Below are 15,249 nucleotides of genomic sequence, written 5' to 3'. Positions count from 1 at the left end.
ATGAGGTGTATCCGGACATCATGACGAAGATGAAACAGGCGGCAGACAACTATATCTGGGACTCACTGGGCAGCGTTGAAGAGCTTGGCAAGGTTCGGATGAAAGCCATGTCTGAGTTTCTTTCTGACTTTGATACCGGTCGCCACCAAGGGCGGTATGTACCAGCATCATTACCTTCGCTGCCATTCCCGGACTCTGGTTTCCATCTGGCTCTCTGCTCCCACTACCTTTTTCTCTACAGTGACCACGTAAACGAAGTGGCTCACTTGGAATCAATGTGGGAGCTGTGCAGAGTTGCCTCCGAGGTTCGCGTCTTCCCGGTTATCTCTCTGGATGGAACGGCTTCGAAGCATTTGGATTCGGTCGTGACGGCACTATCCGCAGGCGGTATTGAAGTTTCGCTGCAGGCTGTGAGCTACCGTTTTCAAAAAGGCGCCACTGAGATGTTGGTGGCAAAGTCTGTATAACCAGGCCATGCACGGCGACGGCTACTACATTGCGGCCTCGCCTCCATTCCGTAGCCGCGTGTGTTGAGCGGCGTTATCGCAACATCTGAATGTCCGCTTTGCGACCAAGGCTACTCACGTACCTCAGCTAAACAAAAGTGGACATTCAGAAACGATCGAATTGACCACCCGAGCGGCCAATTTGTGGTGTCAATCTCCGGCCATGTTGTGGTTTTATTACCAGTGTCGACTGCTGACCGCCATTTACCTTACTTCAACAGGTCCAGTCAGCCCACTAAAAGACCGATCCAGTAACCGAAGTTAAAAACCAGATACAGAATCGGCACCATCGCAAGCGGAACGAGTAGGCAAGATGCACCTGCCCCAACTAGGATTCCGGTGGCCACCTTCCAGGAGCTGGATCGAGAGATAATTTTTATATAGGCAAATAAATAACCAAGGACGAGTAGTGCTGAGGCAAAAACAAATACCATTAATCCGAGGAAATAGTTCATCAGGTCAAAGTGTAGTGATAAGTTTTCATCGAAAGAGTAATAAATCCCGAGAAGAGCTTGGCGCACGTAGACAAGCCCATGCCAAATCGCTACTGAATATACCGATGCAAGGAAAATGCTCCGAACATTAACAATAGCTCCCAGCCTCAATAGCACATACCAGACGCTGATCGAGAAGAGCGCGGATATGGTGAGGAGGAAAATTACTGCCACGGGTTCATTATGTATATCCTCTCTGATGACGTTGTCAAAGAGGATTGAGGCGAATCCAAATTTAACAAAAGCGAGCTGTGGGATGTCCGCATCAAGCAGGCAGTATTGCGGGAAGGCGATTTTTGTTGAAAGTCCGAACTCAAGCACTCTCGCGTTCTGTCGATCAGTCTCAGGGTCACCAGTAGCTACTTGAAGCCCAGGTCCCACGAATTTCATTCCCATATATTCAGGCGCAGGGATCTGATCCCCTTTTGTCATAGATCTTCTGTCTTTCAGCCATTGCTGGATTTCAGGGCTGCGCTTGAAACTCCTAAAGTCCTGAAAATCACATAACACGAAAGCACCGAAAGAGTCGAAGCCCGCATGGCTAAATAGCCGCTGAGAGGTTGCCTCCAGAACGAACGTTAAAACGACGATCACCAGTACAAACTTTATGCCATCGGTAATCGATGGGCATTTCATGATACGCGCAGCAAATACTCTAGGGTGGAAGAAAAATAAATAGATGATCCGAAGATTCACCAAGGCGGAACGGTAGAGCGACCGGGCGAGACTAGCCCATTCTTTCATGATTTTCTCCATTTTTGCTGGCCATGAAACAGGCACTCATGGACTTCCCCCGCAGAGTATGACACCCCCAAGCCTCAAACGGAGGCCCGTTTGAAGGCCTCGATGGTTCAACCTGAATGTCGGCTTTGCGACTATCCCGCATCCCACGCGACACCTAAACAAAAGCGGACATTGGCGAGACACCTGTAAAGATGCAGGTTTCCAATGGATACCGGCCTTCGAATATCACAGTCTGCCATAGGCAAAAAAAGATGTTGGTGGCTATCTGAGGGACCATTACAACCGGCAGCTACCTCACACGCTCAACGATGGCATTCCGCGCGTTGCAGCATAGGAAAAGCTTAAACTACTGTCTGGGATTAGCTGACCACTACATGCACAAGAAGAAATGAGATTCAAAAGGCTAAAATTTGGTATGGATGCGATACAGGTTGCTTTTGTTACAGATGGACCTGAATATATTTAAGGAACGTTTGCCCGATTCAAAATTTCCCTGCTCCGCTGCAATCGGAACTGATTGGACATACGGTGGTATCGGAGGTTGGGTGGCTAGCTGCGTCGAAGTCAACGATAAAGAAGCGCTTCCCGGCTTCCAAGGCTTGTATATGCTTGTAGCATATGTGTTTGCTAAAGACTCAGTAGTAGCAAGTTTGGGAGGCGAGTATGTATCTTCCGCTAAAGAACTCACCGATATCTACTCGGAGGTTTTTGGTCAATTTGATGAAAGTGATTCAGGAAAGGAGTTTACTGCATCACGTGGAGGCGCGACCGTTAGCATTCAAGAAGAACGTGAAGGCACTCAAGACCACGGTTTTTCGATTAGGATCATCAGCGATAGATATGCCGCAAAAAAAGCGGCGCAGGATGAAAAGAAGGAGGATCGTCGTCTGAACGAAGCGAAATCAGATTTTTAGTATAGCCGTGAAAAGTGCCGCATCCCAATCATGTCGACTTCCTTGGCTACGCATGATACACCCCTGCCTCAAACGGAGGCCATTTCATCCGACTCGAACGATCCAATCCGAATGTCCGCTTTGCGACCTTTCTTACGGTGCCTCCACTGACCATTTTGACCACAAAGCGGACCTTTTACAGCGCCTTGATATCGGCATTTGTCTCTGGCTCAGGACTCTATCATGCCGGATTTTCCAGTTTCGAGTGGAACGATTCTAGGGGATGTTTACAGTAGGTAGCTGCATAAATAAAGCAAACCAGACATAGCACAACAGATTGTTCTTATATGATTCCAGCGAGTCCATTTTTTCAGGTAGTACGACCATTCGCGCTCAAGATCTTTGCCTGAACCAACAGCCGCCATTAATCGGTTATTCAAGGGGACATTAAATACTGCGGTACAGCCAAACATGCCAATCAAATAGAGCAGTGATCCGATGATGAGCACTCCAGAGAAAGGAGCACTGTCGAAAAAGAGGATCAAGGTCAAGACCAGGAGGGCGGTAAACGAGGAGCCAAAAAACAAGAGCATGAAGCCCGGTCGAACTATTTCCCTGTTTATGGAGTTCATTGCGGAGATCGCTTCCTGATAGCCGACAGCATTCAGTGAGCGCATTATGAAATTAGAAAATGCGAAGTAAATCCCTGTCATAACAAAAGACAGGACTGCCCCCAGAGTCACAAGCACATTTAATAAAGAATTGGCCATTTTCTGACATCCCCTGCAGCAATAGACTCCCTACGGCGGCGTTTCTTTCACAAAGCTGTTCAACACCATCAACGTAACACGATCCTTGTACTGCTCTGTGGTCCAGCCACACTTTAAGGTCAGATTCTCCCAGACCGGCACCAGCAGCATTGCCCAGAAAGCATCCGTTGCCGATTCCTTAGTCCATTCGGGTTTCAAAGCCTGCTCTGCGGCCAATGCTTTAACGACAGCTTCGCAGCCCGATTTCAGTGCGGACATTCGATCATCCCAGGCTACGTTGGCAGCCTCATCTGAGCTTTGGGCAATTATAAGCGCTTTGGCTACTCCATAGATGCCTGGAATGTAATCACCCCAGAAATGAACGTAGCGAATCAGTCTTTCTCGTGCCGATTCGGCCGCCCGGACAAATCCCAGGCGTTCTTCAAGATCTAGCTCTTCGTCCAGAAACCGGGTCGCGGAAACCAGGAGTTCGGTACGTGATGCAAAATGGAGGTAAACAGCCTGGCGAGAAACGCCGGCGGTTTTTGCAATATCACCCATTCGCACACCTTCACCTCCAGTTTTTCCAAGTGAGTCGACAGTTGCCTGCAGGATCTTTTTGCGAGTTTCATTAGTTTCTCTTGACATGATGTAAACCTTACCGCAAGCTTTACATCGTGTCAATTGACACTCTGTAAAGCAATCTAAGGGGATGGTTATGAAAACTCAAGTTAGTAATTCAACGTCAACATCAGGAACAATTCTCGTACTTGGTGGGACTGGAAAAACAGGTCGTCGGGTCGCAGAGCGCCTCAGAGATCGAGCTGTTCCTGTGCGGATCGCATCAAGAAATTCAGTAACATCGCCATTTGACTGGAATGATTCCAGCACCTGGGGTGGAGCTCTTGCTGGTGTTGAATCGGTCTACATCAATTACGCGCCAGATCTGGCTATTCCCGGTGCGACCGAAACAATTCAGGAATTCGTCAACTATGCGGTGAACTCCAATGTCAGGCGTTTGGTTCTTCTCTCCGGGCGCGGGGAGGAGGAGGCGCAACGTTGTGAGCAAATTGTTCAGGAGTCAGGTCTGGAATGGACGGTAGTCCGGGCCAGCTGGTTTAGTCAGAATTTCTCCGAGGGTGAGTTTCGTGAGATGGTTCTGAACGGGGCGATTACGCTCCCGGTCGCCGACATTCCGGAGCCATTTGTGGATGTAGACGATATTGCAGACGTTGCAGTCGCGGCACTCACAGAAGATCACCACAACGGCGAAGTATACGAAGTAACGGGGCCAAGAATGTTGACGTTCCGAGAGACCGCGCAAGAGCTCTCGCGAGCGATAGGCCGCGAAGTCACCTTCATTCCAGTGCCGAAACAGGATTTTCTGGCCGGTGCCAGGGATTCAGGAGCTCCAGAGGAAATTGTCTGGCTCCTCAATTACCTCTTCGAAACCGTACTGGATGGCCGGAATGCGTATATCAGTGATGGCGTACAACGAGCATTGGGTAGACAGCCCAGAGATTTCGCAGTGTATGCGGAAGATGCAGCACTAGCTGGCGCATGGAGCATGTAGGCTCAGGCCTGCATTTTAGAATGTGTCAGGTCACTCACCGGGCACTTCTTGAAGGTAAAGTTCACGAAATTCCTCTTGTGCTTCTTGACTAAGTGCATATACACTTTATGGGTCGAAATCAGGAGTCAAGAATCGCTTTAGCCTCAGAAAACACTTTGGGAAACATTTGGAGGGAGTATCAGATGAATATGTCACTAGGTTTGTTCCGAGCTTACTTTGGGGTGTACAGCCGATTGTCACCAGCGGGCGCTGCTTTAAAAGCCGTCCAGCTAATGACCAGTCCCCGGATCAAGACAGAACGGCGGCAGGCGAGCAGTGCATTGTTTGATGAGGTCGTGCCGTTGCCCGGGGGCGCCTTGCTATCTATTCACGGCAACGGCCAAAAAAAAATGTTGCTCATGCACGGCTGGTCCGGTTGGGTCGGGCAGTTTAAAGATCTGATCGCGCAGGTTGATCCGCGCGAGTACACAATCTATGCCGTTCACCCGCTAGGACATGGCGATTCTTACGCCGAAAAATCTCATCCGGGACGGTTTATTGAAGCCGTACTGGCAGCACATGATCACGTGGGCGTGCCATTTGATGTTGCAATTGGGCATTCCTTAGGTGCTGCTGCGCTAGTGTATGTTGGTGGTACAAGAAATTGCTTTGAGCGTCTGGTTCTTGTGTCCGGGCCGGCGACTATTGAAGGCGTGTTAACGCGGTTTGCCCGGTTCGTTAATCTTGGTGAAAAGAGCAAACGACTTTTCATCGGTGGCATGGAGAAAACGGTCGGATTGAACGTAGACCGTTTGGATCTTGTTGCTCTTGCCCCATCGATCAAGCAGCCCACATTGCTGATTCACGACGGAATGGATAAGGAAGTACCAGTGGGTGAGGCACAGGCTTTGAATAGTGCCTTGCCACGCAGCCAATTATTCGAAACCAGGGGTTATGGTCACAGTCGGCTTTTGCAGTGCCCGGACGTGGTTGACGAGGTAGTGCGGTTTATCCATTCGTCGATTCCGGCCTGAAAGGTGTCTGAGATTCTGCTGGGATCATTGTGGCGTGGCGAAAGTCCGTTTTTTTAAATATTAAAGTGCATATACACTTATGGGGAAGATTATGACTGAGCGTAAAGAACATCGGTCAGCTGAGTTTTTGTTTTTCAAGCGATTAATCCGGTACCGCTGGTTATTACTGATAACAGCGTTGGCCATTATTGGTGGTCTCGCCAGTCAGCTTGGGAACCTGAAAAAAAACACGAGTGCAGATGGGTTTATCAGCGAATCAGAGCCTGCGTTGATCTACCGAAAGGTTGTGGAGAACATCTTTAATCTGAAAGACCCACTGGTGATTGCGGTGCAAAGTAATGGAGCTTCTGGCATCTACAATGACCAAAGCCTGCGGTTAGTCCAATGGTTGAGCGATCAGCTGATATCCGTGCCAAACATCGATCCTCAGGGCATTACCAGTCTCGCGACCGAGTCGAACATCCAGGGAGATTCAGTCGGTATGGAAGTCCGTAAATTTTTGGATGGATCTCTCGATAGAGCACATATCGGATGGATCAAAGACAGCATCGAAAATTTCCCTCTCTATCGGGGGACCTTGGTTTCAGATGATGGATCCATGACACTGATAGTGGCCGAGCTGCTGGATCAGGATCAGGCAGAAGCAACCTACCAGGCTGTATTGCAGCTGATTGAACGAGCTCCTGAAAAAGGGCTGGATCAGATTCACGTTGCGGGCGAGGGGGCCATATCAGGTTACTTGTCCGAGTATATCGACCGCGATGCCAAGCGCCTGAATCCTCTGGCGGGCATCATCATAACCATTGTGTTAATCATCGCGTTCTTTACACCCCGCGCGGCGATCATTCCCAACCTGATTGTCGCAGGTACTGTCGCCGGAACTCTGGGAGCAATGGCGGCCAGCGGAGCTGACTTCTACGTCATCACCAATGGCCTGATCGTCTGCATGATTGGGATTGCTGTTGCCGATTCCATCCATATTTTTTCGGACTACTACGAAACCCTGGCCAGTAGCCCAGCGATGTCTCAGCCTGATGCAATTGCGACAGCAATGGCGCGTATGTGGCGCCCGGTAACACTAACAACCTTAACCACGGCTGCTGGATTTCTCGCTCTGTACCCGACTAATGACATGCCTCCGCTGCAAGACTTCGGTATTTTCGGAGCGATAGCCGTACTAATTGCAGGCGTATTGACGCTGTTCGTTACGCCTTCATTGTTGTCCTTTGTGAAGGCCAGGCCCAGCCGCCTTTTCCGGCGACAAAACAACCTCTCCCCGGACAGCCGGGTTGCCAAGATACTGAGTTCGCTTTCGTTAGGGCACCCTGGAAAAGTTCTTTTTTCAGGATTGTTGATTGCCGGTTTCGCGGTACTAGGGGCATCAAACGTAGTGATTAACGAGGAGAGAATAGAAAACTTCCAACACCATGAACCAATTTATGTCGCCGACAAAGCGATCAACGCTGCGATGGATGGCACCTACCATCTCGATGTAGTGATCGAAACCCCCGATTCGGACGGCATTTATATGCCTGCCGTACTTGAGCAAATAGAAGAGCTTCAGCGGTTTCTTGAATTACAGCCCGAGGTACATGGAACAACGTCTATTGCGGACTACATCAAACAGATGAACAGGGCCGTTAATGAGGATGATCCCGAGTTCTATGTTTTACCGGATAACAAAAATCTAATTGCGCAACTCTTCCTCCTGTACACAGCTTCGGGCGACCCGACAGACTTTGAGGAACGCATTGATTCACATCGTAAGACAGCGTTGGTAAGAGCAAGTCTGAAAACGGGCTCCTACCAGGCCAGCCAATCACTCATTCCCAAGCTGGAACACTACCTCTCAACGAGATTTGGGGGCGAAGCAACAGCGCACATCAGTGGCCGGATTAACGTGGACTATCACTGGATTGATGGGATTGCAGAAAGTCACCTCAAGAGCGTGGCTGTCTCTTTTCTCGCTGTATTTTTGATGTCCGCTCTGCTTTTTCGTTCGCTTGTCGGTGGGCTGATGGCAGCGATTCCCGTGGGGCTGTCAATCCTCGTGATCTATGCAGTTATGGGAGTCAAGGGTATTTGGCTTGGCGTCGGAACGTCCATGTTCGCCGCGATCGCGATAGGGCTGAGTGTTGATTTTGCAATCCACACCATTGACCGACTCCGGGAGGCCATGTCCAAAGCGGGGGACCTTACTACCAAGGAGCGAATCTCTAGCGTGTTCGCCTCTACCGGCCGCGCACTCTGGTTCAATCTTCTCGCGGTGTCTCTCGGTTTTGGCGTTCTGATGACGAGCCATGTCCCTCCCTTGGTTAACTTCGGGATGCTAGTGGCACTGTCTGTTTCCGTAGCGTTTGTTGCCAGCTTACTCATTCTTCCTGCGATTACTGTCGTCTTCAAGCCGGGATTTCTGCTCGCTCAGGCGGGGAGTTTCTGGAAAACCGGAATGATCCTGCTGGCGTTATTGGCAGCAATCGCATTAACCAGCAACGCAGTTGCAGGTGAGGGCGTGCCAGCGGCGGATACCATTATCAAACAGATGAACAACCGTCCGGAAGGCGTCGCTGTCCAAAGGGATATGGTGATTACTCTGACCGATCACCGTGGCAATTCTCGTGAGGAACGCACTAGCGCGTTTCGCCGTTACTTCGGCAATACGAAGAAAACCGCAATTTTCTACACGCACCCAGCAACCGTTGCGGGTACAGCGTTTCTTACCTGGGATTACGAGAATCAAACCAGGGAAGACGACCAATGGCTTTATTTGCCGGCGTTGAGGAAGGTTCGTCGAGTCTCCGCATCTGATCGCGGTGATTACTTCCTGGGAACCGACTTTACCTACGAGGAAATAAAGAAGGAAAGCAAAATTGCTGCTGAGGACTACCGGTTTGAGGTGCTCGGTACGGAGGAGGTGGATGGGCAACATACCTGGAAAGTGGAGGCGACACCGATCAACGAAGAGGTCAGCCGGGCCCTTGGCTATGGCAAGGTCGTTCTTCGTATTGATTCCTCCTTGTGGATTCCACGGCTCACTGAATACTGGGATGTTAGCGGTAATTTCCTGAAAACGGTACGCGCGCGCAGCATCGAAAAATTCGATGGTATTTGGGCTATTACCGATATAGAAGCGACCAACAAAAAAACCGGACACAAGACCCGAATTCAGTTCCACAAGACCGACTACGGCGCGGCGGTTCCTCCCAGGCTGTTTGATCAGAACGCATTGAAGCGGGGCTACTGAGATGAAGCTGTTTCGAATGTTGGCATTGTCTGTGATGTCGGGCCTCGTATCCATGCCTGGATGGGCGGCTGACAACCAGCTGTCATCTTTGCTTGAGGTAGAGTTGGCTTATGCGCCAAAGGCGGCCGGTTGGCAGAAACAGGAAATAATCTGGCGGCCAGAGTGGGTAACGCGCTTTAACTCGGGAGCGCGGCTAACATTGTTGGGAGAAGTGCGCTTTGATGCTAAAGATGAACTTGACCCAGGCCGGCCGGAGCAGCCATTTCGCGCCCGCCTGACAAAAAAGGGTTTCCCTGATGATCATGCTGAACTGGAACTTAGGGAGTTTTACCTTGACCACTATGTCGGTGACGCGTTTTTACGGATCGGTAAGCAGCAGATTGTCTGGGGCCAGGCCGATGGCCTGCGGGTGCTTGATGTCCTCAATCCTCTGAGCTACCGGGAGTTTATACTCCCGGATATTGAGCATCGCCGTATCCCGTTATGGTCTGCGCTCACGGAAATTCCACTGGCGAACTGGACTGCCCAGGTTGTCTGGATTCCAGATGCCACGGTGACCGAAAGCACTCTGCCGGGCGCCACTTACTCCCTGATCCCGGACCCCTTTGCAGGGCGTGGGCGTATGGAGGTTGATCGACCTGACTCGTTGGCCCAAAGCGATCTAGGGTTAAAGCTCTCAACCTTTCAGCAAGGCTGGGATCTATCGCTGAATTTTCTATACCACACAGTGGATGATCCACTGATTCAGTTTGATACCGCTGAGCAAAAAATCCAGGCGGAATACAACCGCTCGCACTTGTTTGGCGGCACTGCGTCAAAGCCGTTTGGAGACCTAACTTTTCGCAGTGAGCTGGGTCTTGAGACTAAAAAGCGCTCCCTGGATCCAATAACCGGAAACATCCAGAACACGGCTGTCGGGTCTTACGTAATCGGGCTGGATTACAGTGGCTTCAGTGACTGGTTTATCAGTACTCAGTTTTTCCAGAAATATCGTTTTTCTGCTGGTGACGGTGAGGAGCGATCCAAAGAACAGGTCACTCTACTGATTAGACGGAGTGCAATGAACAACGCATTGGTATTGGAGGCCCTGGGTATTTACGACATCGACAACAGGGATTCGCTCATTCAACTGGAGGCGGAATATTTGATATCAACCAATCTGGTTATACGCACCGGAGCTGACCTTTTTCTGGGTAACCGCGAAGGAACATTTGGGCGATTTCATAAGGAAAGCCGGCTAATTGCAGGTTTCACCTTGAGCTTTTAACGCACAATAAAACGCTGTTTTGGAGGATAAGACATGTTGGACAAAATTCTTTTGACCGTGGGCATCCTGCTCTATGCCGTCGTAGTCCCAGTTCTGGAAATAAACGACAGCCACGTATTCAACCCGGCATGGGTTGCTCACGCACGCATTCACGAAGTCTGGCAGCTGATAACCAACTCGTCGTTTGGTCTGCTGGCGCTATGGCTTACCTGGAAAGAAGCCCCTGGAAGGGGCACGGCCAGTGTAATTGCTCTTTTTGTGACTGGCGGTTTCCTGGCGGCCTACCTTCTTCAAGGACAGTACGGTGGCTCTATGATCCATCCTGACGGAAGCGAAAAAACACTGTTCGGAATTAATGTGGGCGTCATTGGCTTTGGGTGGGTTTTTGTGACCGCTATTTTCACATTGATGAGGGCAGGGCGGAGTGGAGCCCTGCCCAGGTCGACGCTTTAAAGCGTCGATTTTATCTTGCCACTGTACTCACGGAGCTGCAGGGCGGTTTCCGCCCAGTTTTCGGATCCGACCATATCCGTGAACTCCTCATGAGCTTCTTCCCATCTTTCCAGCGCTTGCTCGTAAATCTCTTCACCTTTGGCAGTTAATGATAAGCCCAGAGATCGCTTAGTCCCCGTCGGTTCTGTTTTCAGCAGCTCTTTGGATATTAGCTTCTCAACCGTTCGCTGGAGTGATGTTCGTTCCATGCCAAGAAGTTCAGCGAGCTGGTTAATGGACTCCGGAGGGAACAGCTTAATAGCATTTAATATCGAGAACTGTGTGATTCGAAGACCAGTGACTGCAAGTTTGTTGTTGTAATGGCGTGTTACCAAACGAGAGAAAACCCTCGAATAGAGTGCTGCACAAGTCTTGGCGATGTCATTCGGCGTGGTATGATCTTTGGTCATTTTGCTGGTCACGATTCAATCCTGTTGATATAAGATGTATATACACTAACATACCGTTCTACCAACACAATGTCTATCGAGTGAGTTTTAAATCGCTTTGTGTAAATACACTTTATATTGGCTGAAATGGGATTTGGACAATGAAATGCAGACTGGTAGATGTGTTTGCTCGCCAGACGTTCCAGGGCAATGGACTAACGATTTTTTACGATTTCGAGTCGCTAAGTGAACAGGAAATGCTCCTATTTACCCAGGATACGATTCATCAAGGACGCTTCTCAGAAAGGCCAAGTGAGATTGAAGTGGCGCTGGAATTCGAAGGGCACGACATAACGAATGTCCAGGTTTCCGGGCATGTTGTGGATGTGGCCGAGATTAGATTCGCTAAGCGATAGACCTACGAAAGGAGAGAGTCATGCAATCAGAACAATTAGTTGCCTTCACATTTAAGGGCACGCATAAGCAAGATTTTATGGGCATTCCCGCCACTGGGAAGTCTGTAGAGGTTCAGGGCATGGTCATTAGTCGAATTAAGGACAGCAAAATTCTGGAAGATAGAGAGATCATTGATAATTTGACCTTCTTCCAACAGCTTGGTGTCGTAGCAGAAATGTCGTAGCCGAGTGCCTCAGGAACATTTTGATCGACTTTGCCGCCAGCATCCTGCCCTATGGAACAAACGGTGATACAAGGTGCTAAAAGTTGGCACCACGCCATAAGCAATAATCGGTACGATAATGCCCACCGCAGTTATGACATGCAGTAGCTTGTTGGCCGGTAAAAAAGGTTCAATAAGCTCCGGGATCCAGTACACCAGAGGCACCAGAGCAATATAAGTAACCAAAGCCATCAGATGTTGGTTGGGTGTATTGGTATTCATCATGAGATACTTTTTTCGTTGATAAAAAAGGGGCACCCGGCTATTGCTAACACTGATACCGTTCGTGATCAGGCTCGGATAACCAGCATATTTAGAGGGTCTTTGGCTTCAATCCGCAAGTCGTTAGCTCGAATCAGATCGCCATCTTTTACCTCAGTGCTTTGTTGCTTTTCACTGACTTGGGCGCTACCTGAGTAAACATATACCAAGGTCTCGCCGCCGAGTTGTGCGATGTGCCCTGGTTGCAGACGTACGATATCTATTTTGGTTTGGCTATCGAAGGTCTGTTCCTGAGCTTTGTCGCCACCATAGATGCGGGTTGTTTCACCATCGGCAGGGCTGTAGTGCTTGTAACCGGCAGGCTGGCCCGCTTGCTCTGGTAATACCCAGATCTGCAGCAGACGGCTGCGGAAATCGTCGGGGTTGATTTCATTATGGGCAAATCCTTCACCGCCAGCCCTTTGAGCCTGAACCTCGCCAGCCAGCAAATCTCGACCGTGCTCCAATGAACCTTCATGGGCGATGCGACCTTCAACCATGACAGAGATAACATCCAGTTCTTTATGTGAGTGCATGCCTGTTTCACCAAAAGGCTGGTATCTGGCATCTGCCAGGTAGACAAAGTTGCCTAAACCTTCCCGGGTTTGCGGGGGCTTTCGGCCGTTAAATACGCGCGAATCTGTCACCAGTCTGTGCTCGGTTAAACCCGCGAAGCCGCCCAGGGGTAGGGTGTCTCTTGATAGTATTTTCATCTGTTTTTTTCCACTTGTTGATTGCTATGGTGAAATCATAGGCCTCGCCCATTGTTTGATAAATAGTAAAAATTGGATAAGATTATCTCCATTATGACAACAGTGTGGAAAGGTTGAGGGGAAATCGGTGGCACTGGATATTAATGATATGTTGATTTTCCTGACGGTCGTGGAAGCCGGTAGTTTTACTCTTGCTGCTGACCGGCTGGATATGCCCAAAGCCAATGTCAGTCGCAAGGTTTCGCGGCTGGAAGACAGATTGGGCGTGCGGCTGCTGGAGCGTACCACCCGTTCCCAGCATCTGACGGAGGCTGGTAAACGCTACCTCGCGCACTGCAAACGTATTCAGGAGCAAGTGGATCTGGCCGAAGCGTCTGTCTTCGAACTGATGAGTTCATATAAAGGTTCGTTGCGCATCGGTACTTCCGTCGGCATAGGACAGGAAATTCTCAAACCTGAGCTAGGACGTTTTCTGCATCAGTATCCGGAGCTGAATCTGCAGTTGAGCCTGCTTAATCGCCGGGTCGATCTGATTGAAGAAGGTTTTGATATGCTGATCAGGGTCGGCCAGTTGGATGATTCCCGGTTAATCGCCAAGCGCCTGGGCAGGGTGGAGCGTAAACTCTATGCCAGCCCCGACTATTTTAAGGACAAAGCCCTTCCCAAGCGTGTCGATCAGTTGCTTGATTGCGATATCCTGATGATGACTGATAGTCAGAGGCGACATCAGCTTAAGTTGAGCAAGGGGAACAAGCGCCAACAACTGGAGATCCAGCCGCGTATGTTAGTGGATGATTTTAATATCGTCAGACAAGGCGTGCTGGATGGTTTAGGTGTGGCGGTCTTTCCTACCTATATGTGTGGCGAAGCAGTGTCAGCCGGGCGACTGATCAATATTTTGCCCGAGTGGCACATGGATGCTGTGGATGTTCATGCCTTGTACACGCCACACAGGGTTAAAATCCCCAAGGTAAGGGCGTTTCTGGATTTTATTTTGGATATCTTTCAGGAGAGGCTTGCGCAATGAAAGCCTGACAGTTCAGCACCTATTACAAAAGATACTCATCCTCATACGCCACATTTTCATGAGCCATTACGCGCGTGTTCTCCGCTAGAAAACGATTTCCTTTATCTCCTTGATCGCGCCTCGGCCGCCAGCGTAGAGGTTTTTGATCTTACCGTCGGCGTCTAGCGCCAGCCGCACAGTAATAACGCTGGGAGAGGGCGGTGACATCCAGTGTCCCTGCTCGATGGCGAATTCCTGTTTGTCGATGCCGAGATTATCGTGGAGGTAACAGGCAAGTGGGCCAGCAGCCATACCGGTTGCAGACTCTTCCCGAATTCCATATCGAGGTGCAAACATTCGAGCCCCAGCGTCTCTTCCATGCCCGACGCCATCGTAAGAAAAAACGTAGAACCCGATCAGATCAAGAGCATCACTGATTTTCTCGATCAACCCGAAGTCCGGTTGAAGACGCATAATTGTCTCGACATCGCGAATGCCGACCAGAAGAAAACTATTCCCCGTGTTTACGATTTTTGGATCAGCGCCATCAATCAGATCAGACTGAGTTATCCCGAGGGCCAGTAGCGTTGATCGTAGATCCACATCGCTGAGTGGCTCAGAGCGGGGCGCCATCTGCTCCATAAACGCGGCGTCGCTCTCCATATGGATTGACCTGCAACCGTCAATCGTTTCTTTCGACGAACGATCGCTTGTTAACAGACCGTTTTGACGCAGGTAACTGAATGCGGCAATCGTCGCGTGACCGCAGTGAGCGATCTGCTGGGTTGGCGTAAAAAATTCGAGTTTTATATCGGCTGAATCCGATGGAGATACGAACGCCGTCTCTGACAAACCAACTGCTGCTGCAATGCACTGTTTTTGTTCAACACTGAAACTCTCGGCGTTCAGGACAACTCCCGCCGGATTTCCGCCTGAATCGCCGTCAACAAAAGCACTTACAATTGGGACTTCAATTTTCATGGTAGTTGCTCCTTCAGTTTTCCCAGAATGACTTAGCGTATTCCTGTTCGACCTGGCTCCTGGAAATTCCTAGATCCTTAAGCACGAAATCTGGCAGGGTGGCGAGCTGTTTACGGCCTCGGTAGTTCATTCGCCATTTTGTAAGCATAGCGGTTACGTTGAATTTAACTGCGTCCGCCCGTGATGGAGCTCCAGCTCCTATAGCATTGAGTGGCATTTGGTGTTCCTCTAATTGTTTGTGTCCT

The 15,249-nt window shown here is 49.9% G+C and carries 18 protein-coding genes; 10 read left to right on the top strand and 8 right to left on the bottom strand.

Annotated elements, in window-relative coordinates; all coding sequences use genetic code 11:
* The first annotated feature begins 20 nt into the window (after positions 1–20).
* Positions 21–467 carry a hypothetical protein gene (locus FFI90_RS05445; protein ID WP_246123355.1) on the top strand — a complete coding sequence of 149 codons (447 nt, stop codon included), beginning with the start codon at positions 21–23 and terminating at the stop codon, positions 465–467.
* Positions 468–733: 266 nt separating this feature from the next.
* Here the strand turns inward: FFI90_RS05445 and FFI90_RS05440 are convergent, their stop codons facing one another.
* The gene (locus tag FFI90_RS05440) at positions 734–1,744 is read right to left on the bottom strand and encodes a hypothetical protein (RefSeq protein WP_144776866.1); all 1,011 of its coding nucleotides are present in this window, start codon (positions 1,742–1,744) and stop codon (positions 734–736) included.
* A gap of 446 nt (positions 1,745–2,190) precedes the next feature.
* On the opposite strand from FFI90_RS05440, the gene FFI90_RS05435 reads away from it, so the two are divergent.
* Positions 2,191–2,658, top strand: coding sequence for a hypothetical protein (locus tag FFI90_RS05435; protein WP_144776865.1), 468 nt, complete (start codon positions 2,191–2,193; stop codon positions 2,656–2,658).
* Positions 2,659–2,924: 266 nt separating this feature from the next.
* Here FFI90_RS05435 and FFI90_RS05430 read toward each other — a convergent pair whose 3' ends face one another.
* Positions 2,925–3,407 (bottom strand): anthrone oxygenase family protein, encoded by a 483-nt coding sequence (locus FFI90_RS05430; protein WP_144776864.1) that lies wholly within the window; start codon positions 3,405–3,407, stop codon positions 2,925–2,927.
* A 30-nt stretch (positions 3,408–3,437) separates the two neighbouring features.
* Positions 3,438–4,034, bottom strand: a complete 597-nt coding sequence (locus FFI90_RS05425; RefSeq protein ID WP_144776863.1) for a TetR/AcrR family transcriptional regulator — start codon at positions 4,032–4,034, stop codon at positions 3,438–3,440.
* 70 nt (positions 4,035–4,104) lie between these two features.
* Between FFI90_RS05425 and FFI90_RS05420 the strand changes: the two genes are divergently transcribed.
* From FFI90_RS05420 to FFI90_RS05400, 5 genes are all read left to right on the top strand, one after another.
* On the top strand, positions 4,105–4,959 hold the full coding sequence (locus FFI90_RS05420) for an NmrA family NAD(P)-binding protein (RefSeq protein ID WP_222120480.1): 855 nt from the start codon (positions 4,105–4,107) through the stop codon (positions 4,957–4,959).
* Between the two features lie 182 nt (positions 4,960–5,141).
* Positions 5,142–5,972 carry an alpha/beta fold hydrolase gene (locus FFI90_RS05415; protein ID WP_144776861.1) on the top strand — a complete coding sequence of 277 codons (831 nt, stop codon included), beginning with the start codon at positions 5,142–5,144 and terminating at the stop codon, positions 5,970–5,972.
* A gap of 91 nt (positions 5,973–6,063) precedes the next feature.
* Complete coding sequence (locus FFI90_RS05410) at positions 6,064–9,216, top strand: outer membrane lipoprotein-sorting protein (protein WP_144776860.1); 3,153 nt, start codon at positions 6,064–6,066, stop codon at positions 9,214–9,216.
* Position 9,217: 1 nt separating this feature from the next.
* The gene (locus FFI90_RS05405) at positions 9,218–10,483 is read left to right on the top strand and encodes a DUF1302 family protein (protein WP_246123354.1); all 1,266 of its coding nucleotides are present in this window, start codon (positions 9,218–9,220) and stop codon (positions 10,481–10,483) included.
* Between the two features lie 33 nt (positions 10,484–10,516).
* Positions 10,517–10,936 (top strand): hypothetical protein, encoded by a 420-nt coding sequence (locus tag FFI90_RS05400; protein WP_144776859.1) that lies wholly within the window; start codon positions 10,517–10,519, stop codon positions 10,934–10,936.
* Here FFI90_RS05400 and FFI90_RS05395 read toward each other — a convergent pair.
* The gene (locus FFI90_RS05395) at positions 10,933–11,397 is read right to left on the bottom strand and encodes a MarR family winged helix-turn-helix transcriptional regulator (RefSeq protein WP_246123353.1); all 465 of its coding nucleotides are present in this window, start codon (positions 11,395–11,397) and stop codon (positions 10,933–10,935) included. The two genes, FFI90_RS05400 and FFI90_RS05395, sit on opposite strands and share 4 nt — an antisense overlap.
* 128 nt (positions 11,398–11,525) lie before the next feature.
* On the opposite strand from FFI90_RS05395, the gene FFI90_RS05390 reads away from it, so the two are divergent.
* Both FFI90_RS05390 and FFI90_RS05385 read left to right on the top strand, forming a co-directional pair.
* Positions 11,526–11,780, top strand: coding sequence for a hypothetical protein (locus FFI90_RS05390; protein ID WP_144776858.1), 255 nt, complete (start codon positions 11,526–11,528; stop codon positions 11,778–11,780).
* A 20-nt stretch (positions 11,781–11,800) separates the two neighbouring features.
* Positions 11,801–12,004, top strand: a complete 204-nt coding sequence (locus FFI90_RS05385) for an ester cyclase (RefSeq protein ID WP_144776857.1) — start codon at positions 11,801–11,803, stop codon at positions 12,002–12,004.
* 9 nt (positions 12,005–12,013) lie between these two features.
* Here the strand turns inward: FFI90_RS05385 and FFI90_RS05380 are convergent, their stop codons facing one another.
* Both FFI90_RS05380 and FFI90_RS05375 read right to left on the bottom strand, forming a co-directional pair.
* Complete coding sequence (locus FFI90_RS05380) at positions 12,014–12,268, bottom strand: putative antibiotic biosynthesis monooxygenase (protein WP_144776856.1); 255 nt, start codon at positions 12,266–12,268, stop codon at positions 12,014–12,016.
* 65 nt (positions 12,269–12,333) lie between these two features.
* Complete coding sequence (locus tag FFI90_RS05375; RefSeq protein WP_144776855.1) at positions 12,334–13,017, bottom strand: pirin family protein; 684 nt, start codon at positions 13,015–13,017, stop codon at positions 12,334–12,336.
* Positions 13,018–13,144: 127 nt separating this feature from the next.
* Between FFI90_RS05375 and FFI90_RS05370 the strand changes: the two genes are divergently transcribed.
* Complete coding sequence (locus FFI90_RS05370) at positions 13,145–14,044, top strand: LysR family transcriptional regulator (RefSeq protein ID WP_222120479.1); 900 nt, start codon at positions 13,145–13,147, stop codon at positions 14,042–14,044.
* Between the two features lie 84 nt (positions 14,045–14,128).
* Here the strand turns inward: FFI90_RS05370 and FFI90_RS05365 are convergent, their stop codons facing one another.
* Entirely contained in the window at positions 14,129–15,004 is an 876-nt protein-coding gene (locus FFI90_RS05365; protein ID WP_144776854.1) for a PhzF family phenazine biosynthesis protein, read from the bottom strand.
* 13 nt (positions 15,005–15,017) lie between these two features.
* Entirely contained in the window at positions 15,018–15,152 is a 135-nt protein-coding gene (locus tag FFI90_RS20480; RefSeq protein ID WP_144777231.1) for a DUF1127 domain-containing protein, read from the bottom strand.
* Positions 15,153–15,249: the final 97 nt, after the last annotated feature.

The sequence above is a fragment of the Marinobacter maritimus genome, from assembly GCF_007671675.1.
In the GTDB taxonomy this organism is placed as follows: domain Bacteria; phylum Pseudomonadota; class Gammaproteobacteria; order Pseudomonadales; family Oleiphilaceae; genus Marinobacter; species Marinobacter maritimus.
This window is presented reverse-complemented; position numbering and strand designations above follow the sequence as displayed.

What these genes read in the sequence shown, in the direction of transcription:
- FFI90_RS05435 (WP_144776865.1), top strand. Translation starts at nt 2,191, where the DNA reads ATGGACCTGAATATATTTAAGGAACGTTTGCCCGATTCAAAATTTCCC.
- FFI90_RS05405 (WP_246123354.1), top strand. Translation starts at nt 9,218, where the DNA reads ATGAAGCTGTTTCGAATGTTGGCATTGTCTGTGATGTCGGGCCTCGTA.
- FFI90_RS05390 (WP_144776858.1), top strand. Translation starts at nt 11,526, where the DNA reads ATGAAATGCAGACTGGTAGATGTGTTTGCTCGCCAGACGTTCCAGGGC.
- FFI90_RS05415 (WP_144776861.1), top strand. Translation starts at nt 5,142, where the DNA reads ATGAATATGTCACTAGGTTTGTTCCGAGCTTACTTTGGGGTGTACAGC.
- FFI90_RS05400 (WP_144776859.1), top strand. Translation starts at nt 10,517, where the DNA reads ATGTTGGACAAAATTCTTTTGACCGTGGGCATCCTGCTCTATGCCGTC.
- FFI90_RS05445 (WP_246123355.1), top strand. Translation starts at nt 21, where the DNA reads ATGACGAAGATGAAACAGGCGGCAGACAACTATATCTGGGACTCACTG.
- FFI90_RS05380 (WP_144776856.1), bottom strand. Translation starts at nt 12,268, where the DNA reads ATGATGAATACCAATACACCCAACCAACATCTGATGGCTTTGGTTACT.
- FFI90_RS05375 (WP_144776855.1), bottom strand. Translation starts at nt 13,017, where the DNA reads ATGAAAATACTATCAAGAGACACCCTACCCCTGGGCGGCTTCGCGGGT.
- FFI90_RS05420 (WP_222120480.1), top strand. Translation starts at nt 4,105, where the DNA reads ATGAAAACTCAAGTTAGTAATTCAACGTCAACATCAGGAACAATTCTC.
- FFI90_RS05440 (WP_144776866.1), bottom strand. Translation starts at nt 1,744, where the DNA reads ATGAAAGAATGGGCTAGTCTCGCCCGGTCGCTCTACCGTTCCGCCTTG.
- FFI90_RS05410 (WP_144776860.1), top strand. Translation starts at nt 6,064, where the DNA reads ATGACTGAGCGTAAAGAACATCGGTCAGCTGAGTTTTTGTTTTTCAAG.
- FFI90_RS05425 (WP_144776863.1), bottom strand. Translation starts at nt 4,034, where the DNA reads ATGTCAAGAGAAACTAATGAAACTCGCAAAAAGATCCTGCAGGCAACT.
- FFI90_RS05430 (WP_144776864.1), bottom strand. Translation starts at nt 3,407, where the DNA reads ATGGCCAATTCTTTATTAAATGTGCTTGTGACTCTGGGGGCAGTCCTG.
- FFI90_RS05385 (WP_144776857.1), top strand. Translation starts at nt 11,801, where the DNA reads ATGCAATCAGAACAATTAGTTGCCTTCACATTTAAGGGCACGCATAAG.
- FFI90_RS20480 (WP_144777231.1), bottom strand. Translation starts at nt 15,152, where the DNA reads ATGCTTACAAAATGGCGAATGAACTACCGAGGCCGTAAACAGCTCGCC.
- FFI90_RS05365 (WP_144776854.1), bottom strand. Translation starts at nt 15,004, where the DNA reads ATGAAAATTGAAGTCCCAATTGTAAGTGCTTTTGTTGACGGCGATTCA.